This window comes from Streptomyces violens, from assembly GCF_000717745.1.
Lineage (GTDB): Bacteria > Actinomycetota > Actinomycetes > Streptomycetales > Streptomycetaceae > Streptomyces > Streptomyces violens.
In genome coordinates this window covers 15912-36748 of record NZ_JOBH01000030.1, presented here as the reverse complement: position 1 = coordinate 36748, position 20837 = coordinate 15912, and the positions used below count along the sequence as shown (strand labels likewise).

Sequence of the window (20837 nt, the reverse complement as noted above, 5' to 3'; positions counted from 1 at the left end):
GATGGTACTGCAGGGGGGACCCTGTGGGAGAGTAGGACGCCGCCGAACAATCATTGTGGGAAAGCCCCGCACCGTATGGTGCGGGGCTTTTCTGCGTTTGGGCTCCTTGGCAGGCGCAGCACCAAGTTCCGGCCCACCCATAGGGCGAGTCAGGCGGCCCCGTAGGGCGAGTCAGGCGTCAGGCCGGGAGGGAGGCCTGGGGCCAGCGGGTGCGGGCTTGTTCGGGGGAGCGGACGGTGGCCAGGGTCAGGAGGCCCTGGGGGGCGCCCGATTCGAGGAGCTCGGGGAGCGCGGGGATCGGGGCCAGGGCTGCGATGTCGTCGAGGACCAGGGTGAGTGGTGGGTCGAGGCGACCGTCAGATGACCGTTCGGCCATGCGGCGGCCGCGCTCGACCACGCTCGAGACGAGTGCGGTAAGCAAGGGCATCGCACCCGGTGTCGTACGCGGGTCCTCGGTCGACTCGCCCACTACGTAAAGCGTTCCCCCCTCGGCCACGAAGGAATCAAGCGCGAGCGCATCGGCTCGCCCTGGATTGCAAGCGTCCCGGATGTGGACGGAGGAGAGCGCGGCGAGCGCGCGGGCGACCAATTGCTGGGCCATGTCGCGGCGTTCGGGGTGGGCCGTCAGTACGGACTCCAGCTCGCCGGCGCGGCCGGCCGCGGCCTTGGAGTTCGTACGGAGTATGCGTACGGGCTCATGGGCGGCGCCGCTGCCCTGGGCCCAGCGGTGGATCTGCCGGAACGGCCTGCCGTCCACGGCGGCCGCGTGCAGCCAGCAGCGCAACAACGTCTCAGCGGCGTCCGCCAGGGCCGAATCGAGCGTGCTCATCGGGCGTACGGGGGCGAGGAGAGCGGCCGCGCGGGTACCGGCGACGGCGATGTCCTCGCAGCCCGCGGTGGGGGACCAGCGCAGGCGGGCGGGGGTGTCGAGGAGGTGCAGCGGGTCGTACGCGTGCAGCGGTCCGAGCTTCGCGCGGGCGTCCTTGCTCTCGGCCCAGAGCGTCGGGTCGGTCGTGGCCACGAGGAGCGGTCCCTCGGCGGCCGTGATCGCGGCGAGCGCGGCAGCGCGGGCAGCGTGTCGCTCGGAGCGGTGGTGATAGTGGACGCGGGGGAGCGCGGGGGCGTCGTCGGTAACGGCGTTGGTGGGGACGTTGGCCGGGACGCCGGTGGGAACGCCGGTGGGGGCGCTGGTGGGGGCGTTCGTACGGGCGTCCGGGGGCGGCTGTGGGGCCGGTACGGCAGTCGGTACGGGCGCTGCCTCCGTACCCGTCATACGGCCGTCCACGGCTGCGGCTGAGGCTGGGGCGCCGACTGGGGTGCCGGATCCCGGCGGGACCGGGGCCGCATCCGCCGCCGGAGCGGCCGGGACTGCGGCTGGTGCCGCCGGAGTTACAGGTGGGGCCGCCCTCTCCGCCCGTCGATTCGCGCGGCGTTCCGCGCGTACCGCGCGGAAGCGGGTGATCGTGCCGAGGGCGAAGATCGTGAGGACGACCAGGACCATCAGTTCGCTGATGAAGACGCCCCAGAAGAGGCCGTAGCCCGAGAGCTGGCCGTCGGGGGTGGCGGGCCAGGCCGCGGGCAGGTCGTGCGGCTGGGTGGCCAGTTCGCGCATGGCGAGGGGGGTGCGGGCGAAGGACAGCCCATCGGGCCAGTTGCCGTGGGCGAAGAGGCCGGAGAGGCCCGTGGCGAGCCATACGAGGACCGTCAGGCCCAGGAGGAAGGCGAGCACGCCGACGAGCAGCGAGTCGGGGATGCCGCGCTCCCGGCGCCGGGGCCCGGCTCCGCCGCCGGCTCCGTTCCCGCCGTACGCCTGCCCCTGCCGGTCGTATCGGTCGTACCCGTCGCTCACGCCACCGACCCGTCCTTCGTACCGCCCGTCGGTCCGTCTCTCTTACGCCACCGACTTACCGTGCGCTCGTTCTTCGTACCGTCCGCGGGCCCCCGGCCCCGTGTCCTACGCCACCGTCTCGCTCGATTCGTTGCTGAGCTGGCGGGCCAGGGCCATCGCTTCGGCGCGTGCTTCGGCCTCGGCGTCCGCCGCGCGCTCCAGGGCCCGGGCCTCCTCCGTGGGTTGACCGGACGCTTCGGCCACGGAGGACTCGGTCATGGCGCGGTCGGTGTAGACCAGCGGGCGTTCGGCCTCGGTGATCAGGTGCTTGACGACCTGGACGTTGCCGTTGACGTCCCAGACCGCGATACCGGGAGTCAGGGTGGGGATGATCTCCACCGCCCACCGTGGCAGGCCCAGTACCCGTCCCGTGGCCCGTGCCTCGTCCGCCTTCTGGGCGTAGATCGTCCGGGTCGACGCCATCTTGAGGATGGCCGCCGCTTCCCGTGCCGCCGCGCCGTCCACGACGTCACTGAGGTGGTGGACGACGGCGACGAAGGAGAGGCCCAGGCGTCGGCCGAACTTCAGCAGACGCTGGAAGAGCTGGGCGACGAACGGGGAGTTGATGATGTGCCAGGCCTCCTCGACCAGGAAGATCCGTTTCTTCCGGTCGGGGCGGATCCAGGTGTGCTCCAGCCAGACACCGACGATCGCCATCAGGATCGGCATCGCGATCGAGTTGCGGTCGATGTGGGAGAGGTCGAAGACGATCAGCGGCGCGTCGAGGTCGATGCCCGCGGTCGTCGGGCCGTCGAACATGCCGCGGAGGTCACCGTCGACGAGGCGGTCCAGTACGAGGGCCACGTCCAGGCCCCAGGCCCGTACGTCGTCCAGGTCGACGTTCATCGCCTCGGCCGACTCCGGCTTCGGGTGGCGGAGCTGCTCGACGATGTCCGTGAGGACCGGCTGGCGGTCGGTGATGGTCTCGTTGACGTATGCGTGCGCGACCTTGAGGGCGAAGCCGGCGCGCTCGTCGAGGCCGTGGCCCATGGCCACCTCGATGATCGTGCGGAGCAGCGCCAGCTGGCCGGTGGTGGTGATCGACGGGTCCAGCGGGTTCAGGCGGATGCCGCCGTTCAGCGCCGCCGTGGGGTCCAGCCGGATCGGGGTTATGCCGAGCTGTTCGGCGATGAGGTTCCACTCGCCGACGCCGTCCTCGCCCTGTGCGTCGAGCACCACGACCTGGCGGTCGCGGAACCGGAGCTGGCGCAGCACGTACGTCTTCTCCAGCGCGGACTTGCCGTTGCCGGACTCGCCGAGGACGAGCCAGTGCGGGGCCGGCAGCTGCTGGCCGTACAGCTGGAAGGGGTCGTAGATGTACCCCTTGCCGCTGTACACCTCGCGGCCGATGATCACGCCGGAGTCGCCGAGGCCTGGCGCCGCGGTGGGCAGATAGACGGCCTGGGCCTGCCCGGTGGAGGTCCGTACGGGCAGCCTGGTCGTCTCCACCTTCCCGAACAGGAAGCTGGTGAACGCCTCGGTGAGCGCGGCGAGCGGATCGAGCATGGCCATGACGTACGCGCCTCCCAGCGGCTTAGCGGCGGATCCCGGTCGCGAACGGAAGCGTGTTGACGAAGGCCCTGTGGTGCTCGCGGTCGCACCACTCCAGCTTGAGATAGGACTTGCCGGCCGAGGCGCGGATGGTCCGCTTGTCGCGGGCCAGCGCTTCGGGGGAGCGGGACGAGACGGTGAGGTAACCGACGAGGTTCACGCCGGCCGCGCCGGACGCCAGGTCCTCGCCGCGCTGGTCGACGCGGCCGTGGTGGGCCACGTCGCGCGGGTCCACGACGCGGTTCATCTTGGCCGCGCGGCTGGCCTCCGCGTCGTCGTTCGTCTTCTCGGTCAGCATGCGTTCGATCGCGACCTCGGTCGGCTCCAGGTCCATGCAGACCGCGACCGTACGGATCACATCAGGGGTGTGCACGAGCAATGGTGCGAGGAAGTTGACGCCGACCGGGGTCAGCGGCCACTCCTTGACCCACGCGGTGGCGTGGCACCAGGGCGCGCGGGTCGTCGACTCGCGCGTCTTGGCCTGGAGGTACGTGGGCTCCATCGCGTCCAGCTCGGCCGGCCAGGCGTTGCGCTTGCTCATCGCCTGGATGTGGTCGATGGGGTGGTCCGGGTCGTACATGGAGTGCACGAGGGAGGCGAGCCGGGCCTGGCCGAGAGGCTGGCGTACGCGGATGTCGGCCTCGGCGAGGCGGGCGCAGATGTCGGTCAGCTCGCGGGCCATGACGACGGCGAGGCCCGCGTCCTTGTCCAGGCGCTTCCGCAGCAGCCCGCCGTTGTGCGCGCGGGCCGCGCGGGCCATGGTCTCCGCCTCGGCGGCCAGCTCGCGGGTGTAGTGCATACAGGCGACGAGGTACGCGCGGTGCTGCTCGGAGGAGGTGGAGACCATCGACTGCAGTTGGTCGTAGGACTCCTGCAGCCACGCCGGGGAGTTCCGGTCGCCGCGCTGGGCGACGTCCTTGGCGTGTGCGTCCGGGTCGGCGGGGAGGGTGCGGGCGAGCATCTGCAGACGGGTCACGAAGCCGTCGCCGTTCGCGACGTGCTTCAGCAGCGTGCCGAAGCGGTCGACCAGTGCCTCCTGGTCCTCGCTGTCGCGCAGGCCGACGCCCGGGCCCTCGATCTCTATCGCCGCGGTGACCGTGCGGCGGTCGGCGTGCAGCAGCACGGCGATCTCGTCCGGGCCGAAGGGCGCGGAGAGCCAGTTGATGCGGCCGATGCCGGGCGGCGGGCCGATCTCCACCTCGCGGCCGTCCAGGCTGATGCCCGCCTCGGGCGCGCCGGAGCGGTACGTCGTGCCCTTGCGCAGGGTCCGCTTGTAACTGCGGTTGATCTCGAACCACTTGTAGAACGTCCGGCCGCGGTACGGGACGTACACCGCGGCCAGGGCCAGCATCGGGAAGCCGGTGAGCGTCACGATGCGCAGCGGCAGTACGGGCACGAGGAGGCCGCACATCATGCCGAGGAACGCGCCGGCGATGATCAGGGCGATCTCGCCGGTCTCGCGGTTCTTGCCGATGACGGCGTTGGGGCGGGCGCGGCCGATCAGATACGTGCGTCGGGGCGTGATCGGGTGGGACTGGGTGCTCAACGCCCATCACCTCCTGCTGTGTTGCCGGTGCGGGCGGAACCGCCCGAGGCCGCGCGGGGGCCCGGGCTCGTACGGGGTGCGGGTGGGGCGGTCGCGCCGGAGCCGCCGGAGCCGCCGGATCCGCTGCGGGAGCTGTGCGCGGCGACGCCGCCGGCCACGGCGTCGGCCGGGCGGGACTGGCCGCCGCTGCCGTTGTCGCCGGTGTTGCCGCCGCCGTTGCGTGAGCTGTGGGTCTTGATTCCCTGGGAGACGAGGGCGGCGGGGGAGGAGATGAGCGCGGCGGCCTGACTGCCGTCCGTCGCGGCCTTCTTGCTCGTACGCGCCGCCATGATCTCGTCGCCGAAGCCGGGGACGAAGCGGTAGATCATGGCGCTCGCGAAGATGGCGAGCAGGATGATCGCGAGGCCGGAGACGATGGCGGAGAAGGAGTCGGGGCCCCTCTCGGAGGAGAGGGCGCCGGCGATGCCCAGCACGATCACGATGACCGGCTTCACCATGATCACGGCGATCATGATGCCGGCCCAGCGGCGGACGTGGCCCCACATGTTCTTGTCGACCAGGCCGGCGTAGACGACCGTGCCGAGCAGGGCGCCGACGTACAGCAGGGCGGCGCGGATCACCAGCTCCAGCCAGAGGATGCCGGCGGCGAGCACGGAGACGAGGGCGACGACGATCAGCATGATCGGGCCGCCGCCGATGTCGGTCCCCTTCTTCAGCGCCTCGGAGAACGACCCGAAGAAGATGTCCGTCTGGGCGCCTGTCCCCTTGGCGATGATCTCGGTGACGCCGTCGGTGGCGGAGACGACGGTGTAGAGGATCAGGGGGGTGAAGGCGGAGGCGAGGACGGTGAGCCACAGGAAGCCGACCGCCTCACCGATGGCCTCGGTGAGGCGCACGCCGCGGACGGCACGCTTGGCCACGGCGAGCAGCCAGAGCACGAGCGTGAGGATCGTGGAGGCGGCGAAGACGACGGCGTACTGGCGCAGGAACGCGGCGTTCGTGAAGTCCACCTGCGAGGTCGCCTTCACGGCGTCGGACAGCTTGGTGACGATCCACGCGGCGGCGTCGGCACAGCCCTTGGCGAGGGACTGGAGGGGGTCCAAGGGGTTGCTGTCGCCGACAGGAGGGGATGGGGACCCACCGCCGCCTCCCGAGCCGCGCTCCTCGCAGAGCTCCTTGGCCTTGTCGGTGAGCAGGTCACAGGGGTTGTCGCTCGGCTTCGGCGATGGCTCGGCGAAGGCGCGCGAGGCGAAGAGGACGGCCCACGCCTGAACGCCGGCGAACGCTGCCGCGAGCGAGAGGGCGCGGCGGCCGGATGTATGCATGCGGGGAGACTTACCGGGCATACGTGAACCCTCCGAACCCTTCGACGGCCTTGGACATCTCCTCGGCCGTCGCGGCGGCCTGGTCGCGGCCGACCGGCGCCGGCCCCTTCTCCTGCGAGACGTCGGTGACCTTCCAGTCACCACCGGCCCACTGCAGCTTCATGGTGGTCGTGTACCAGCTCTCCGTGACCGGGTTCTCCGAGCCTTCGCCGGCGAGGCCGAACAGGGAGGAGTTCCAGACGGCGACCGTGGCGGACGTCCCACCGAACTTCTCGACCTTCGTCCCGACTGGGTTCGCCCGGGACACGAAGGTCATGCCGTCCGGAGCCCTGCCGTCCTTGTCGAGCCCGACGCCGGCAAGGAACTTGGGATCGTCGTACACCTTGCGCAGGCTCTGCTTGCGGGCAGCCGCGGCGGTCGGCGCGTACACAGCGTCGATGATCGCGTCACGCGCGTCGGACCTGTACATGCCGTCACTGGCGAGGGCAACCGCATAATTCGCCGCCGCCGACTGGGCACCCGCTTCCGACTTGGGGAAGCCGGAAGGGATGGCGGGGTTCTCGGAGTTCTTGCCGGAGACCGGGCGCTGGCCCGTTGGGGTGGTGGGCTGGGCCGCCGGGGCGCCCGAGTTGGCGTTGGGGGAGTCGGAAGTGGAGTCGTCGTCGCCGCGGTTGGCGAAGGCGATGGCTGCGATGAGCAGGACGACCACGCCGACGATCGTCACCAGATTGCGGCTGGACATGCCGCTGCGGGGGCGGCGGCCCGTGCCGTACACGTCGCCCTCGCTGCCGGGAAGTCTGGTACGCGTCTGGCCGGCGGGACCCTGGCCGCCGTACTCCCCGCCGCCGTACGCTCCGTCATCTCCGAGACTCATGGTGCCTGTGCCCCCTCAACCGGCATCGCTGCCGCTTTCGCCGTCGCCTTGCCGCAACCCGGGTACGACCGTAGCCGCGTGCGAGGCGGCCAGGGCGTCCTGGTACGAGTACACCCCACTGTGACGGAACGGCGAACCCGCCCGCAGCGCCTGTGGATAACTACGCGGTGGGTTCGGAGTCCGCTGTGGGTGGGTGGACGGAATGGGCATCAGCATGTGGCCTCGGGTGGGAATGTGGGCCAGGTGGGGCGGCCGCGCACAGACGACGACCATGGGACGTGAGCCGGGGCGCGGCGCGGGAGAGCGCGTGGTGGGCGCGTGGACGGACGGGCGGGGCGTACGGACAGGCGTACGACGGGTGTACGGGACGGGAGGCGGAGGCCGGCGCGCGATGGCTGCCGCGCGGCCCGGCGGGCGGTGACGTTTCGGCCGGTTAGGGCGTGCCTTTTGCGTCGCGGTCCCGGGATGATCCGAAAGGCATGCCCTAGACCGCCATCCCGTAGACGATGGTGAAGAGGGTGCCCAGGGACCCGATGATGAAGACGCCGGTCAGGCCGGCGACGATCAGGCCCTTGCCCTGCTCGGCGCTGAAGGTGTCGCGGAGCGCCGTGGCGCCGATGCGCTGCTTCGCCGCACCCCAGATCGCGATGCCGAGGCAGAGGAGGATGGCCACCGCCATCACCACTTCGACCATGACCCGTGCCTCCTGGCCCAGGCTTCCGAACGGGCCCCAGTCTGGGGCGATTCCGCCGATAATGGTGGTGATGTCGCCCTTTTCGGCCGCAATGAACATAAGTGAACTCACCGCCCCTAATGGGTTGTTGTCTCCCGCACCACATGGCACGGCCAGCCTCTATCTTCGCTGACGATTGCCCGTGAGGATGTCGACTTGCCGTCAAACTTTGGCGGATCCCGTGTGGGTGGCGAGGGCAGGGGTGCGCGCGTCGTCCACAGGGCCCGGCATTTTCACCGTGTGTACCACGCGGGGTCACGCTGAGCAATTGACGGTCGATCGGCGAACGATGGGTGGTCGACCGGTGGCCGGGCGGCGAGAGCGTGGCCGAGGGGAACTGTGTGCGGGGAACGCCGGTTTGAGGCGGGGCGGACAGGGACACGGTTCGTCGGTAGCCTGACGGGGTCGATGTGGGGGTGAGGGGTGCGGTGCGCAAGGTCTGGATGGGTGCGGGCATCGGAGCGGGCCTCGGTGCCTGTTTTCTCGCGCTGCTGATCATCGGTACGTATGCGGCGGCCGGGCTCGGCGGGGCCGCTGGGCGGGTCGTCGGGCTGGCGAAGGGCGCGGTGCCGGCGGCGTATCAGCCGCACGTGCAGAAGTGGGGCACGCTGTGCCCCGCGATCAACCCGGCGTTACTGGCCGCGCAGCTCTACCAGGAGAGCGGCTGGAACCCCAAGGCGCAGAGCCCGGCGGCGGCGCAGGGACTCGCGCAGTTCATCCCCGGTACGTGGGCCACGCACGGCGTCGACGGTGACAACGACGGCGACAAGGACGTGTGGGACCCGGTGGACGCGATCGCGTCGGCGGCCTCGTACGACTGCGAACTGGCCAAGTACGTGAAGAACGTCCCCGGGGACGCCACCCACAACATGCTCGCGGCGTACAACGCGGGGGCCTACCGCGTCATCCAGTACGACGGTGTGCCGCCGTACCGGGAGACGCAGAATTACGTCAAGGTCATCACCACCCTCGCGAAGAGCTTCGAAGCCCCCACGCAGCGGGTGCAGCCCTCGCAGCAGGCGGCCGGGGCGATCTACTACGCACAGAAGAAGCTCGGCACGCCGTACCTGTGGGGCGGGAACGGGACGGCGGAGCAGGGTGGCCGGTTCGACTGTTCGGGACTGACCAAGGCCGCGTTCAAGTCGGTCGGGGTCGAGCTGCCCCGCGTCGCCAACGACCAGTGGAATGCCGGACCGCACCCGAAGCGGGACGAGCTGCTCCCCGGCGACCTGGTGTTCTTCGCGTACGACCTGAAGGACCCGCGGTCGATCCACCACGTCGGGATCTATGTGGGGGGCGGCTACATGATCAACGCCCCGTACACGGGGGCGGTGATCCGGTTCGACAAGATCGACACCCCTGACTACATCGGCGCCACTCGCGTCACGGAAGATGGCGCAAAAGCGCTCCCTCGTCGGAACGCTGCGTGAACATGGGGCCTGAGCTGCGGAGATGAGTCAAGCTTCGATAACGTCCTGGTGATCATCCGGTGGAATGTGGAACGTCATGCGGGTGCATGACGTTTCCTTGGAGTGGGTGTGAGTGGCGCTGCCGGAGCACGGCGACGGAAGGCGCGGCGCACACCGCAATTGCTCGACGACCACGGGGGTTGGCAGCACTCGGACGGCGCTCACGCGCGCGAAAGGTTAGGGGCCCCGGCACATGGCTGGACTCGCACTGGACGGGTCGAACCCCGACGTTGGCCTGCTCTTCGAGGTCAACGGCCTCGCCAAGGACGCTCCGCACTGGTTCGACCAGGTGATGGAGTACGTCGGCGAGTACGGCATCATCGCCGGGCTGGCGATCCTGTGCCTCATCGGCTGGTGGGGCGCCCGTAAGAAGGCCGACGCGCCCGCCGCCGTGGCGGGCCTGGTGTGGGCGCCGCTGGCCGCCGGCATCGCGCTGCTGGCCAACATCCCGATCCGGGAGTTCGTGGCGCGGCCACGCCCGTTCAAGGACCACCAGGGCCTGGAGGTCCTGGTGGCGGGCAAGAACGACTTCTCGTTCGTGAGCGACCACGCCACGCTGACCATGGCCGTCGGCGTCGGCATCTTCATCGCGCACCGCAAGTTCGGGCTCATCGGCATCGGCCTGGCGCTCCTGGAGGGCCTGTGCCGGGTCTACATGGGCGTGCACTACCCGACGGACGTCATCGGCGGGTTCGCGCTGGGCACGGCGGTCGCGCTGCTGTTCGCGCCGCTCGCCCAGGCGCTGCTCGTGCCGCTCATGAAGGCGATCGCGGCCTCCCGTATCGGGGCGCTGGTCCAGGTGCCCCGCGCGGGCACGGCGCACGTAGGCGGAGCGGGCGAGGGGGACGGCGCGGCTGTGACGGACGCGTTCGGGCCCGCGGGGGCGGCCGGTGCCGTCGGGGCCGGGGGCCCCGACGGGTTTCCGGAGCCGCCCGGCCCGGCCGGCGCGCCGCGCCGTACGGAGGGCGTACCGGCCGGCCGCAAGGACCGGGACAAGGACCTCGCGGCCTGACCCGAGGGACTCCCCGATCCGAGGGTCGGACTCACGATCCGAGGGACGGACACATATCGGCCCCGCCCGGACTCCGGGCGGGGCCGACGTGTATTCGACGTGTATTCAAGGAGCCGGCCGCCTACAGGGCCTGCGGGAACGTCCGGAACAGGTGCTGCGGGTCGTACGCCTGCTTCACCTTCGTGAGGCGGTCGGCGGCCGCCCCGTAGTACGCCTGCCTCCAGTCCTTCAGGGCCGGGTCGGCGTAGTTCTGGTAGGCGGCGCCGGAGGCGTACCGGCGCATCGCGGTGTGCATGCCGCCCAGCCAGGCGCTCTGGGCCTTGCCCGTGCCGCCCGGCGCCCAGGAGGCGAGGTACTGCGCGAGGAAGCGCGAGCGGCGGTGCACGAAGGCGGTGGCGGTCGGCTGTACACGGTTGATCGCGCCACCCAGGGCGGTGAAGGCGACGTTGCCGTTGACGCCGTTGCGGCCCGCGCGCTCGATCTGGTCGATGACCGTACGGATGCCCGCCGCGCTCAGTGAGCGGTCGAAGAAGTCAGAGCGGGCCGCGTAGGTCTCCCGGCCCAGCTGCCCCGAGGGGGTGCGCCCGGGGACCTTTCCCGGCTGGTGGCACTGGGCCGTGGTCTTCGTCGAGCAGCCTGCGTACGCCTCCATGGCGTCCAGGTACGGCTTGGGCTTGAGCGAGACCGAGGAGGCGGGGCCGGGGCCGCCCGCGCGGTCGGCGAGCTTGTCGACGGCGTTCTGGAGGTCGCGGTACGAGCCGAGGGAGAAGGCGGCGACGGAGACGGTGGGGGTGGCGCCGGGGCGCGCGTCCAGATGGCAGCTCGACCAGATCTCGTCGGCCTGGTCCGGGCCCCACTGCTGCCAGGAGCGCAGCACCGCGGCCGCCTTGGACCAGGGCCATGTCATGTATGCCATGACCGCCTTGGGGGCCTTGTGCGTACGGAAGCGCAGCTCGGTGACCACGCCGAAGTTGCCGTTGCCCGCGCCGCGCAGCGCCCAGAAGAGGTCGGCGTGCTCCTTCGCGTCGCAGTGCAGGGTCTTGCCGTCGGCCGTGACGAGCGTCGCGCCGACGAGGCTGTCGCAGGTCAGGCCGTACGCGCGGGAGACCACGCCATGGCCGCCGCCGAGGGTCAGGCCGGAGATGCCGACGGTCGGGCAGGAGCCGCCGGGGACCGTCACGCCGTGCTTGCCCAGGCCCTCGTACACGTCGATCAGCTTGGCGCCTGCGCCGATGCGGGTGGTGCCGCCGGACGGCGCGGAGACCTTGGAGAGCGCGGAGACGTCGACGATCAGGCGGTTGTCGCCGCTGGACCAGCCCGCGTAGGAATGGCCGCCGTTGCGGATGGCGACGGGCGTGCCGTGGCGGCGCGCGAAGGCCAGGCACTCGGCTATGTCCGCGGCGTGCTTCACGTACGCCACGGCCGCCGGCTTCAGCGTGTCGTAACGGGTGTTGTAGAGGCGGCGCGCGGTGGCGTACGCGGCGTCGCCCGGCCGTATCAGCTGCCCGTCCAGGCCCGTGCGGAGCGCGTCCCAGGAGGTCCTCGAGGCCGCGGCCCCCGTGGCCGCGCGGGCGCCCGCCGCGTGGCCCGCTCCCGTACCGCCTGCCACCGTCCAGGCCGCCGTGGTCGCCGCGAGCCCGCCGCCCGCCTGCAGAAGTGTGCGCCGCCTCACGGCCGCCCCCTTGCCGAATCGCGCCAGAGGCGCTGTGCCGTTGCCTTCCCCCAGCCAGATGCGGAAGTGGGGCAGCGGGTTCCACCGGGGACGGGGCGCGAGGAGTGAACGGGGGGACTACGGGGGCGTACGAGCAGCGGCCCCTGAAGGACAGCGACCGGCCCCTGAAGGCCAGTGACGGCCCCTGAAGGTCAGTGACCGTCGCCCGAGTGCCGCTCCGCGTCCGTGCGGGCCTGGGAGCGGGCGCGGCGGGCCGGGCCCGACCAGCCGCAGCTGCACCGGGCGAGACAGAACGCCCCGCGCTCCATGGTCGTGGTGCGGTGCGCCCCGGAGGCGCCGGTCCCGGCGTCGGGGGCGGTGGTCTGCTGCGGGTCCTGGATCGCGTACGGCACACGACCACGCTACTGCCGGTTGGCCCAGGCGGGCGTGACGGGCCACATGAACGGTCGTTGAACGAAATGGTTGCCCGATGCCGGCCGCGCCGTGCGGCGGCGGGACGGCGGCGCGACAGCGGCAGGGGGCTCGTGCGCGATGGTGGTGCAGGACAGACGGAGCGGCGGGGCCGTCGCCGTCGCCACGGCGGCGGGGCTGGCGCTGGGAGCCGGCCTGCTGACATCGGGGTGTACGACGGATGGCGCCGTCGCCGACGACACGCCCGCGGGCACCGCCCCCTCGGTGGCGCTCCGGCAGAGCGCCGACACGCTCATGCGCGGCGCCACCTCACAGGTGCGGACGACCCTGGAGACCATCAGCGGCGGCACCCGTGTCGCCATCCGCGGCGCCGGTCACTACGACTACCGACGCGGCACGGGGCGGCTGCGGCTGGTGCTGCCGGAGCCAGCCGGGCCGGACGGCCGGGTGCGCGAGCCGATCACCGAGATCTTCGCGCCCGGCGCGCTCTACATGAAGAACCGCGGCGCAGGGGTGCCCGCGGACAAGTGGGTGCGGGTGGACACCACGGCGCTGTCCGACGGCAATCTCGTCACGGGCGGCGCGACCGATCCGCTGGCCGCGGCCGAACTGCTGCGCGGCACCCGGCGGGCGACGTACGAGGGCGAGGAGCTGCTGCACGGGGTGCGCGTGCGGCACTACCGCGGCACGGCCGACATCGGGGTGGCCGCCGGCGCCGCCTCGAAGCGCACCAAGCCCTCGCTGACCGCGGCCGAGAAGGGATTCACCACCGACGCGGTGCCGTTCGAGGCGTACCTCGACGAGGCGGGGCGGCTGCGCAAGCTGCAGTACCGGTTCTCCTTCGCCAACGGCTCGCCGCGTGGCACGGACGTGACGTCCACGCTCTCGTACTCGGGCTTCGGCACGAAGGCGCCGGTCGAGCTGCCGCGGCGGGCGGACATCTACACGGGGCGGATCGCGGCGGCCGGCGGCCGCTGACCCGCGGGGCCGGGCGTCCCGGGCCTGCGGCTCAGTGGCCGGGCATGTGCCCCTAGGGCTTGCCGGGCGGCGTAAATGGTCCATCCGTGCCATGCGCGGGGCGTGCACGCGTCCCTACCCTGGGCGGTAACCGCCAGAAGAGTGGCATGGGCCTCGAAGGAGGAGGTGTTGTACGTGGCGCCGCACCGCAGTCAGATGACTCAGGACCACGTGGCCCTCGTCGAGATCGACCTGGCTGGTGAGTTGATGATCGCGGCGGCGACCTCCCCGGAGGACCGCCTCAGCCCGGACCGTATCGACGAGGTGCTGGACGTGGACGCGGACCGTGACGCCAGAGAGTCCGCAACGGGGGTGGAGCAGCGTTCCGCAACCACTCAGCGTCTGTAGGGAGCGGTCGTTTTCGGCCGCGGCCCGGCGTGGGATACATCACGCCGGATCACTCACCGCACGGCCAGGATCGGCAATCGGGGCCCGGACCCTGCCCCGCTCTCCGATCGACGGGCGGCGTACGTCACGTACGCAGCATGCGCTCGATGGCCTTGGTGGCTTCCTTGACCTTCTCGTCGATGGCCTCCGGCCCCTTCACGGCCGCGTCGGCGACGCAGTGCCGCAGGTGTTCCTCGAGAAGCTGCAGGCCGAAGGACTGCAGGCCCTTCGTGCTGGCCGAGACCTGGGTGAGTATGTCGATGCAGTAGACGTCCTCCTCCAGCATCCGCTGGAGACCCCGGATCTGACCCTCGATGCGGCGCAGCCGCTTGATGTGGGCGTCCTTCTGCTTCGCGTACCCATGGATGCCCAGATCGTGATTGGTCACCGCCCGGGGGTCGCCCTCGGGCACGCCCTGCGGCTCCGCGCCGTGGCAGGCCCCGGCGGCTGCGGTGGTGCCGTCGGCGTCGGCGTCCGTGGTCGTCATGGGCTTCTCCCCTGGTACGTAGCCGGTTCATATACCCCTGGCGGGTATATGGTACAGAATTTCGCGCACGAGGGAGATACCTCGCACAGCGCGCGGGGCAGGTACCCCGTGCAGAGCATGCTGCCCGATGGGCGACACTGAGGTAATGCCGGTTAGCAGTGGCTGGATGATGCGCCTAGCATCATCTCGACCGAATCCGATGCACCCCGAGGATTTCACGTGCGCTTTCGTCTGACCCCCAGGGAGACGAGCTTCTACGACATGTTCGCCGCCTCCGCGGACAACATCGTCACGGGCTCCAAGCTCCTGATGGAACTGCTCGGGGCGGACGCCTCCGCGCGGGCAGAGATCGCCGAGAGGATGCGAGCGGCGGAGCACGCGGGGGACGACGCAACCCACGCGGTGTTCCACCAGTTGAACTCCTCGTTCATCACGCCGTTCGACCGCGAGGACATCTACAACCTCGCCTCGTCGCTCGACGACATCATGGACTTCATGGAGGAGGCCGTCGATCTGGTCGTCCTCTACAACGTCGAGGAACTGCCCAAGGGCGTCGACCAGCAGATCGAGGTACTGGCGCGGGCAGCGGAGCTCACCGCCGAGGCCATGCCGAACCTGCGGACGATGTCCAACCTCACCGAGTACTGGATCGAGGTCAACCGCCTGGAGAACCAGGCCGACCAGATCCACCGCAAGCTGCTCGCCCACCTCTTCAACGGCAAGTACGACGCCATCGAGGTGCTGAAGCTCAAGCAGATCGTGGACATCCTCGAAGAGGCGGCCGACGCGTTCGAGCACGTGGCCAACACGGTCGAGACGATCGCCGTGAAGGAGTCCTGAGCCCCGGCCATGGACACCTTCGCGCTCATCGTGACCATCGCGGTCGCGCTCGGATTCACGTACACCAACGGCTTTCACGACTCCGCGAACGCGATCGCGACCTCGGTCTCGACGCGCGCGCTGACGCCACGGGCCGCGCTCGCGATGGCGGCGGTGATGAACCTCGCCGGTGCCTTCCTGGGCAGCGGGGTCGCCAAGACCGTCAGTGAGGGCCTGATCGAGACGCCCAGCGGCAAGCAGGGGATGATGATCCTCTTCGCTGCGCTGATCGGCGCCATCGCGTGGAACATGGTGACCTGGTACTTCGGTCTGCCGTCCTCCTCCTCGCACGCGCTGTTCGGCGGCATGGTGGGCGCGGCGCTCGCCGGGTCCTCGACCGTCTACTGGTCGGGCGTCTGGGAGAAGATCGTTCTCCCGATGTTCCTGTCGCCGCTGGTCGGTCTGATCGTCGGCTACTTCGTCATGGTCGCCATCCTGTGGATGTTCAAGGGCTCCAACCCGCACAAGGCCAAGCGCGGCTTCCGTATCGCGCAGACGGTCTCGGCGGCGGGCATGGCGCTCGGCCACGGTCTGCAGGACGCCCAGAAGACGATGGGCATCGTCGTGATGGCGCTGGTCATCGGCGGTGTCGAGGGGCCGGGCGACCCGATCCCGATCTGGGTGAAGATCGCCTGCGCGGCGATGCTGTCGCTCGGTACGTACGCGGGAGGCTGGCGCATCATGCGCACCCTCGGCCGGAAGATCATCGAGCTGGACCCGCCGCAGGGCTTCGCAGCCGAGGCGACCGGTGCGTCGATCATGTTCAGTACCGCGTTCATGTTCCATGCGCCGATCTCCACCACGCACGTGATCACTTCGGCGATCATGGGCGTCGGCGCCACCAAGCGGGTCAGCGCGGTGCGCTGGGGCGTCGCGAAGAACATCATCCTGGGCTGGTTCATCACGATGCCGGCGGCTGCGGCGGTGGCCGCTGCCTCGTACTGGGTTGTGAACCTGGCGTTCGGCTAGTTGCACGGGGCTCCGCCCCGGACCCCGGTCCTCAAACGCCGGACGGGCTGGATTGTGCAAAATGGGCCCGCCCCCATCACTGGGGGCGGGCCCTCCGTCTTGCGGTGGCACCGCCATGCAGCACCGCGAGACGTGGGTGGCGTCGGTCGGCCGACCGTCGCGCAGGGCGACTCAGCCGAAGCGGCCGGAGATGTAGTCCTCCGTGTCCTGGACCGACGGGTTGGAGAAGATGCGCTCGGTCTCGTCGATCTCGACGAGCTTGCCGGGCTCGCCGACGGCGGCCAGGTTGAAGAACGCCGTACGGTCCGAGACGCGCGCGGCCTGCTGCATGTTGTGCGTGACGATGACGATCGTGAAGCGCTCCTTGAGCTCCCCGATCAGGTCCTCGATGGCGAGGGTGGAGATCGGGTCGAGCGCGGAGCAGGGCTCGTCCATCAGCAGGACCTGCGGCTCGACCGCGATGGCGCGGGCGATGCAGAGGCGCTGCTGCTGGCCGCCGGAGAGGCCGGAGCCGGGCTTGTTCAGCCGGTCCTTGACCTCGTTCCAGAGGTTGGCGCCCTTGAGGGACTTCTCGACGACGTCGTTCAGCTCGGACTTCTTCTTCACATCGCCGTTCAGGCGCAGGCCCGCCGCCACGTTGTCGAAGATCGACATGGTGGGGAAGGGGTTGGGGCGCTGGAAGACCATGCCGACGGTGCGGCGGACGGCGACCGGGTCGACGCCCGACGCGTACAGGTTCTCGTCGTCCAGCAGCACCTTGCCCTCGACGCGGCCACCGGGGGTGACCTCGTGCATGCGGTTCAGGGTGCGCAGGAAGGTGGACTTGCCGCAGCCGGAGGGGCCGATGAAGGCCGTCACCGAGCGGGGCTCGACGGTCATGGAGATGTCGTCGATGGCCTTGTGGCTGCCGTAGAAGGCGGAGAGGCCGCTGACGTCGATTCGCTTGGCCATGGGAATCACTGCTTCTTTCGTGCCCGCTGCGGTCAGCGGCCGGTCTTGGGGGCCTTCCAGCGGGCGATGCCGCGGGCCACCAGGTTGAGGATCATGACGAAGGCGATGAGGACGAGAGCCGCGGCCCAGGCACGGTCGTAGCTCGCGTCGGAACCCTGCTGCCACTGCTGGTACACGTACAGCGGGAGGGACTGCTGGGCGCCTTCGAAGGGGTTGTTATTGATCGTCTTGGCGCCCCACACCAGGAGCAGCACCGGCGCGGTCTCGCCGGTGATGCGGGCGATCGCCAGCATGACGCCGGTGGTGATGCCGCCGATGGAGGTGGGCAGGACGACCTTGAGGATGGTGCGCCACTTCGGTACACCGAGGGCGAGGGACGCCTCGCGCAGCTCGTTCGGTACCAGTTTCAGCATCTCCTCCGTGGAGCGCACCACGACCGGCATCATCAGGATGGCCAGCGCCATCGCGCCGGCGAAGCCGGAGGGGCCGAAGCCGAGGATCAGGATCCATACGGAGAGGACGAAGAGGCCGGCGACGATCGAGGGGATACCCGTCATGACGTCGACGAAGAAGGTGACGGCCTTGGCGAGCTTGCCGCGCCCGTACTCGACGAGGTAGATCGCGGTCAGCAGGCCGATCGGCGCGGCGATCAGGGTGGCGAGGCCCACCTGCTGCAGGGTGCCGGTGATCGCGTGGTTGATGCCGCCGCCGACCATGGCGTCGGGCAGGGTGCCCATGGAGTGGGTGAGGAAGTACCCGTCCAGGACCTTCCGGCCGCGGTCGACGGTCTCCCAGAGGAGCGAGGCCAGCGGGAGGACGGCGAGCAGGAAGGCGATCCAGACCAGGCTGGTGGCCAGCCGGTCCTTGGCCTGCCGGGCGCCCTCGACCTTCGCGGAGATGCCGAACGTACCGATGATGAAGAGCAGCGCGGCGATCAGGCCCCACTGGATCTTGCTGTCCAGGCCGGCGACGATGCCGATACCGGCGCCCGCGGCGAGCGCGGCCAGCGCGAAGACCGGCGGGGACCAGCGGGGCAGGCGGGCCTGCTTGAGGGAGACGGGAAGCGGTGCGCTGTCGGCCACGGGACGCGGCTCGGTGACGACGTTACTCATGCGTTGGCCCCCGAGTACTCCTTGCGGCGGGCGATGATCAGGCGGGCCGCTCCGTTGACGAGCAGGGTGATGACGAAGAGGACGAGGCCGGAGGCGATCAGCGCGTCCTGGCCGAAGGTGTCCGCCTCGCTGAACTTGCTGGCGATGTTCTGCGCGAACGTGCCGCCGCCCGGGTCCAGCAGGCTGAGCCCGATGAGGAAGCTGGGGGAGAGGACCGTGGCGACGGCCATGGTCTCGCCGAGCGCGCGGCCCAGGCCCAGCATCGAGGCGCTGATGATGCCGGAGCGGCCGAAGGGCAGCACCGACATGCGGATGACCTCCCAGCGCGTGGCGCCGAGGGCGAGCGCGGCCTCCTCGTGCATCTTCGGGACCTGGAGGAAGACCTCGCGGCTGACGCTGGTGACGATCGGCAGGATCATGATCGCCAGCAGGATGCCGACGGTGAACAGCGAGCGCGCGGCGCCCTGGGAGTAGCTGAAGATCCCGGTCCAGCCGAGGTAGCTGTCCAGCCAGCTGTACAGGCCGGTCAGGTGCGGCACGAGGAAGAGCGCGCCCCACAGGCCGTAGATGATGCTGGGGACCGCGGCGAGCAGGTCGATGACGTAGCCCAGCGGCGCGGCCAGCTTGCGCGGCGCGTAGTGCGAGATGAAGAGGGCGATGCCGACCGCGACGGGGACCGCGATGATCATCGCGATGATCGAGCTGACGACGGTGCCGAAGGCGAGGACGGCGATGCCGAACTTGGGCTCGGCGCCGCTCGGGTCCCACTCGAAGGTGGTGAAGAAGTTCGCCTTGTCGCCCTGGATGGCCAGGACGGAGCGGTAGGTGAGGAAGGCCGCGATGGCGGCCATGATCACCAGGAGCGCGATGCCGGAGCCGCGCGAGAGACCGAGGAAGATCCGGTCACCGGGGCGTACGGCCTTGCCGCTCACCTCGGAGGGTGCGGCGGGCGCTGCGGGCGGGGGGTTCTGGGGTATCGCTGAGGTATCCATGGGTTCTCCGGTCTGCGGAGCCGGTGGCTCCAGGCGGCGGTGCACCGGACGGGCGGCGGCCTGCGCGTGGCGCGCCGGCCGCCGCCCGGTGGGTCAGGAGAGCGTCGAGACGGTCTTGCGGACCTGCTTGGCGATCTCGGTGGGCAGCGGGGCGTAGCCCAGCTCCTTCAGTGCGGCCTGGCCGTCCTCGCTGGCCATGTAGGTCAGGAAGGACTTGGTCGCCGGCAGGGTCTCCTTCTTGTTGCCCTTGTCGCAGGCGATCTCGTAGGTCACCAGGGTGATCGGGTAGGCACCCTCGGCCTTGGTGTCGTAGGCCAGCTCCAGGGCGTGGTCGTTGCCCTTGCCGACCCGCTTGGCCTCGGCGATGGCCTTGGAAGCGTTGTCGACGTCGGCCTCGACCGGCTCCTTGGCGCCGGTGTCCAGCTTGACGGTGTTCACCTTGCTGGACTCGGCGTAGGAGAGCTCGAAGTAGGAGATCGCGCCGGCGGTCTGCTTGACCTGCGAGGAGACGCCGGAGGAGCCGGAGGCGGCCTGGCCGCCCTTGCCGGCCCAGGCCTTGTCGGGCTCGTGCTTCCAGGCCTTCGGCGCGGCCGCCTTGAAGTACTCGGTGAGGTTCTTGGTGGTGCCCGACTCGTCCGAGCGGTGGAACGCCTGGATCTTCAGGTCAGGCAGCTTGGCGCTGGGGTTGAGCTTCTTGATCGCCGGGTCGTTCCACTTGGTGATCTCCGAGTCGAAGATCTTGGCGAGGGTCTCGGCGTCCAGGACGAGGTCCTCGACACCCGGGACGTTGTAGCCGATGGCGACCGGGCCGCCGACCATCGGCAGGTTGATGCCCTGACCGGTCTTGCACAGCTGCTTCGACTTCTCGACCTCGGCCGGCTCGAGCGCCGAGTCGGAGCCGGCGAAGGCGGTCTGGCCCTGCAGGAAGGTGGTGATACCGGCACCGGAGCCCGTGGGCTGGTAGTTGATCTCGGTGTCCTTGCAGGCGCCGGAGTAGTTCTGCACCCAGACGTCCATGGCGTTCTTCTGCGCCGAGGAGCCGGAGGCGAGGAGCTTGCCCTTGCCGTCGCACTTGATGTTCGCGGCCTTGGCGGACGAGGCGCCGGGACCGCCCGTGGTGTCGTCCGAGCCGCACGCCGAGAGGGCCAGGGCTCCGGAGACGGCGAGAGCGCCAACGGCGAGGGCGCGAACCCGGGTCTTGCGCTGAAGCTTCACTGTCGAGAGTTCCTTCCTGGGGCCCGCCGTGGTCAGTGGCGTGCTGGGCCGTGAAATGAATCAGTTGAGGTGTCCAGCTATGCGGTGCCGCGCCGCCTTCCGGGCATGACGCGCACTCGGTAAGGCCGAAATTAGGCAGATCAGGTGAAGGCGCCGAAGGAGGAGAGTGAACGAGGGGTGAACCTCGGCCGTCGGATGGGTGCGGCCAAAATCGCCCGGTGCGTACCGGACCGGACGGTGATCTCCCGGAAGAAGTGATGCGTGGCCCTTCTGTATTACCAGTCGGTATGGCAGCATCCGCGGCTGAGGTCCGCTGCAGGGCGGGGGCGTCCGCGCCCGGACGACGC

At 70.2% G+C, this 20837-nt stretch carries 19 protein-coding genes; 6 read left to right on the top strand and 13 right to left on the bottom strand.

All coding sequences use genetic code 11. From position 1 onward, the window contains the following. Positions 1-178 precede the first annotated feature (178 nt). The 6 genes from IF04_RS0134785 to IF04_RS0134760 all read right to left on the bottom strand — a co-directional run bounded on the left by IF04_RS0134785 (position 179) and on the right by IF04_RS0134760 (position 7977). The gene (locus IF04_RS0134785; RefSeq protein ID WP_030267499.1) at positions 179-1849 is read right to left on the bottom strand and encodes a hypothetical protein; all 1671 of its coding nucleotides are present in this window, start codon (positions 1847-1849) and stop codon (positions 179-181) included. A gap of 105 nt (positions 1850-1954) precedes the next feature. Next, positions 1955-3394 carry an ATP-binding protein gene (locus IF04_RS0134780; protein ID WP_030267497.1) on the bottom strand — a complete coding sequence of 480 codons (1440 nt, stop codon included), beginning with the start codon at positions 3392-3394 and terminating at the stop codon, positions 1955-1957. A 28-nt stretch (positions 3395-3422) separates the two neighbouring features. Beyond that, complete coding sequence (locus IF04_RS0134775) at positions 3423-4985, bottom strand: SCO6880 family protein (RefSeq protein ID WP_030267493.1); 1563 nt, start codon at positions 4983-4985, stop codon at positions 3423-3425. Continuing rightward, positions 4982-6310: a hypothetical protein gene (locus tag IF04_RS0134770; protein ID WP_106975736.1), complete on the bottom strand. Its 1329-nt coding sequence runs from the start codon at positions 6308-6310 to the stop codon at positions 4982-4984. Before IF04_RS0134770 ends, IF04_RS0134775 begins: the two co-directional genes overlap by 4 nt. Before the next feature lie 10 nt (positions 6311-6320). Next, on the bottom strand, positions 6321-7184 hold the full coding sequence (locus IF04_RS0134765) for a hypothetical protein (RefSeq protein ID WP_030267487.1): 864 nt from the start codon (positions 7182-7184) through the stop codon (positions 6321-6323). A gap of 484 nt (positions 7185-7668) precedes the next feature. After that, complete coding sequence (locus IF04_RS0134760; RefSeq protein WP_030267484.1) at positions 7669-7977, bottom strand: hypothetical protein; 309 nt, start codon at positions 7975-7977, stop codon at positions 7669-7671. A gap of 383 nt (positions 7978-8360) precedes the next feature. Between IF04_RS0134760 and IF04_RS0134755 the strand changes: the two genes are divergently transcribed. Next, positions 8361-9347 carry a C40 family peptidase gene (locus IF04_RS0134755; protein WP_211259905.1) on the top strand — a complete coding sequence of 329 codons (987 nt, stop codon included), beginning with the start codon at positions 8361-8363 and terminating at the stop codon, positions 9345-9347. A gap of 232 nt (positions 9348-9579) precedes the next feature. Further along, positions 9580-10398 carry a phosphatase PAP2 family protein gene (locus IF04_RS0134750; RefSeq protein WP_078601192.1) on the top strand — a complete coding sequence of 273 codons (819 nt, stop codon included), beginning with the start codon at positions 9580-9582 and terminating at the stop codon, positions 10396-10398. 121 nt (positions 10399-10519) lie between these two features. On the opposite strand, the gene IF04_RS0134745 is transcribed toward IF04_RS0134750, so the two are convergent. Together IF04_RS0134745 and IF04_RS0134740 are read right to left on the bottom strand one after the other, a co-directional pair. Further along, complete coding sequence (locus IF04_RS0134745) at positions 10520-12070, bottom strand: FAD-binding oxidoreductase (protein ID WP_030267475.1); 1551 nt, start codon at positions 12068-12070, stop codon at positions 10520-10522. Between the two features lie 191 nt (positions 12071-12261). Continuing rightward, a complete protein-coding gene (locus IF04_RS0134740; protein WP_211259906.1) occupies positions 12262-12462 on the bottom strand; it encodes a hypothetical protein in 201 nt (66 codons plus the stop codon). Between the two features lie 139 nt (positions 12463-12601). Here IF04_RS0134740 and IF04_RS0134735 point away from each other — a divergent pair, with 139 nt between their 5' ends. After that, the gene (locus IF04_RS0134735) at positions 12602-13459 is read left to right on the top strand and encodes an SCO4651 family lipoprotein (protein WP_030267470.1); all 858 of its coding nucleotides are present in this window, start codon (positions 12602-12604) and stop codon (positions 13457-13459) included. 195 nt (positions 13460-13654) lie between these two features. Next, positions 13655-13846, top strand: coding sequence for a hypothetical protein (locus IF04_RS0134730; RefSeq protein WP_063829574.1), 192 nt, complete (start codon positions 13655-13657; stop codon positions 13844-13846). 124 nt (positions 13847-13970) lie between these two features. Here the strand turns inward: IF04_RS0134730 and IF04_RS0134725 are convergent, their stop codons facing one another. Then, a complete protein-coding gene (locus IF04_RS0134725) occupies positions 13971-14372 on the bottom strand; it encodes a metal-sensitive transcriptional regulator (RefSeq protein ID WP_030267461.1) in 402 nt (133 codons plus the stop codon). 219 nt (positions 14373-14591) lie between these two features. Here IF04_RS0134725 and IF04_RS0134720 point away from each other — a divergent pair, with 219 nt between their 5' ends. Both IF04_RS0134720 and IF04_RS0134715 read left to right on the top strand, forming a co-directional pair. Next, on the top strand, positions 14592-15212 hold the full coding sequence (locus IF04_RS0134720) for a DUF47 domain-containing protein (RefSeq protein WP_030267458.1): 621 nt from the start codon (positions 14592-14594) through the stop codon (positions 15210-15212). Between the two features lie 9 nt (positions 15213-15221). After that, a complete protein-coding gene (locus IF04_RS0134715) occupies positions 15222-16220 on the top strand; it encodes an inorganic phosphate transporter (protein WP_030267456.1) in 999 nt (332 codons plus the stop codon). Between the two features lie 171 nt (positions 16221-16391). On the opposite strand, the gene pstB is transcribed toward IF04_RS0134715, so the two are convergent. The 4 genes from pstB to pstS all read right to left on the bottom strand — a co-directional run bounded on the left by pstB (position 16392) and on the right by pstS (position 20490). Continuing rightward, positions 16392-17171 (bottom strand): phosphate ABC transporter ATP-binding protein PstB, encoded by a 780-nt coding sequence (gene pstB, locus IF04_RS0134710; protein ID WP_030267455.1) that lies wholly within the window; start codon positions 17169-17171, stop codon positions 16392-16394. 32 nt (positions 17172-17203) lie between these two features. Continuing rightward, a complete protein-coding gene (gene pstA, locus IF04_RS0134705; RefSeq protein ID WP_030267454.1) occupies positions 17204-18283 on the bottom strand; it encodes a phosphate ABC transporter permease PstA in 1080 nt (359 codons plus the stop codon). Next, positions 18280-19275 carry a phosphate ABC transporter permease subunit PstC gene (gene pstC, locus IF04_RS0134700; protein ID WP_030267453.1) on the bottom strand — a complete coding sequence of 332 codons (996 nt, stop codon included), beginning with the start codon at positions 19273-19275 and terminating at the stop codon, positions 18280-18282. Before pstC ends, pstA begins: the two co-directional genes overlap by 4 nt. Before the next feature lie 93 nt (positions 19276-19368). After that, on the bottom strand, positions 19369-20490 hold the full coding sequence (gene pstS, locus IF04_RS0134695; RefSeq protein ID WP_030267452.1) for a phosphate ABC transporter substrate-binding protein PstS: 1122 nt from the start codon (positions 20488-20490) through the stop codon (positions 19369-19371). Positions 20491-20837 lie beyond the last annotated feature (347 nt).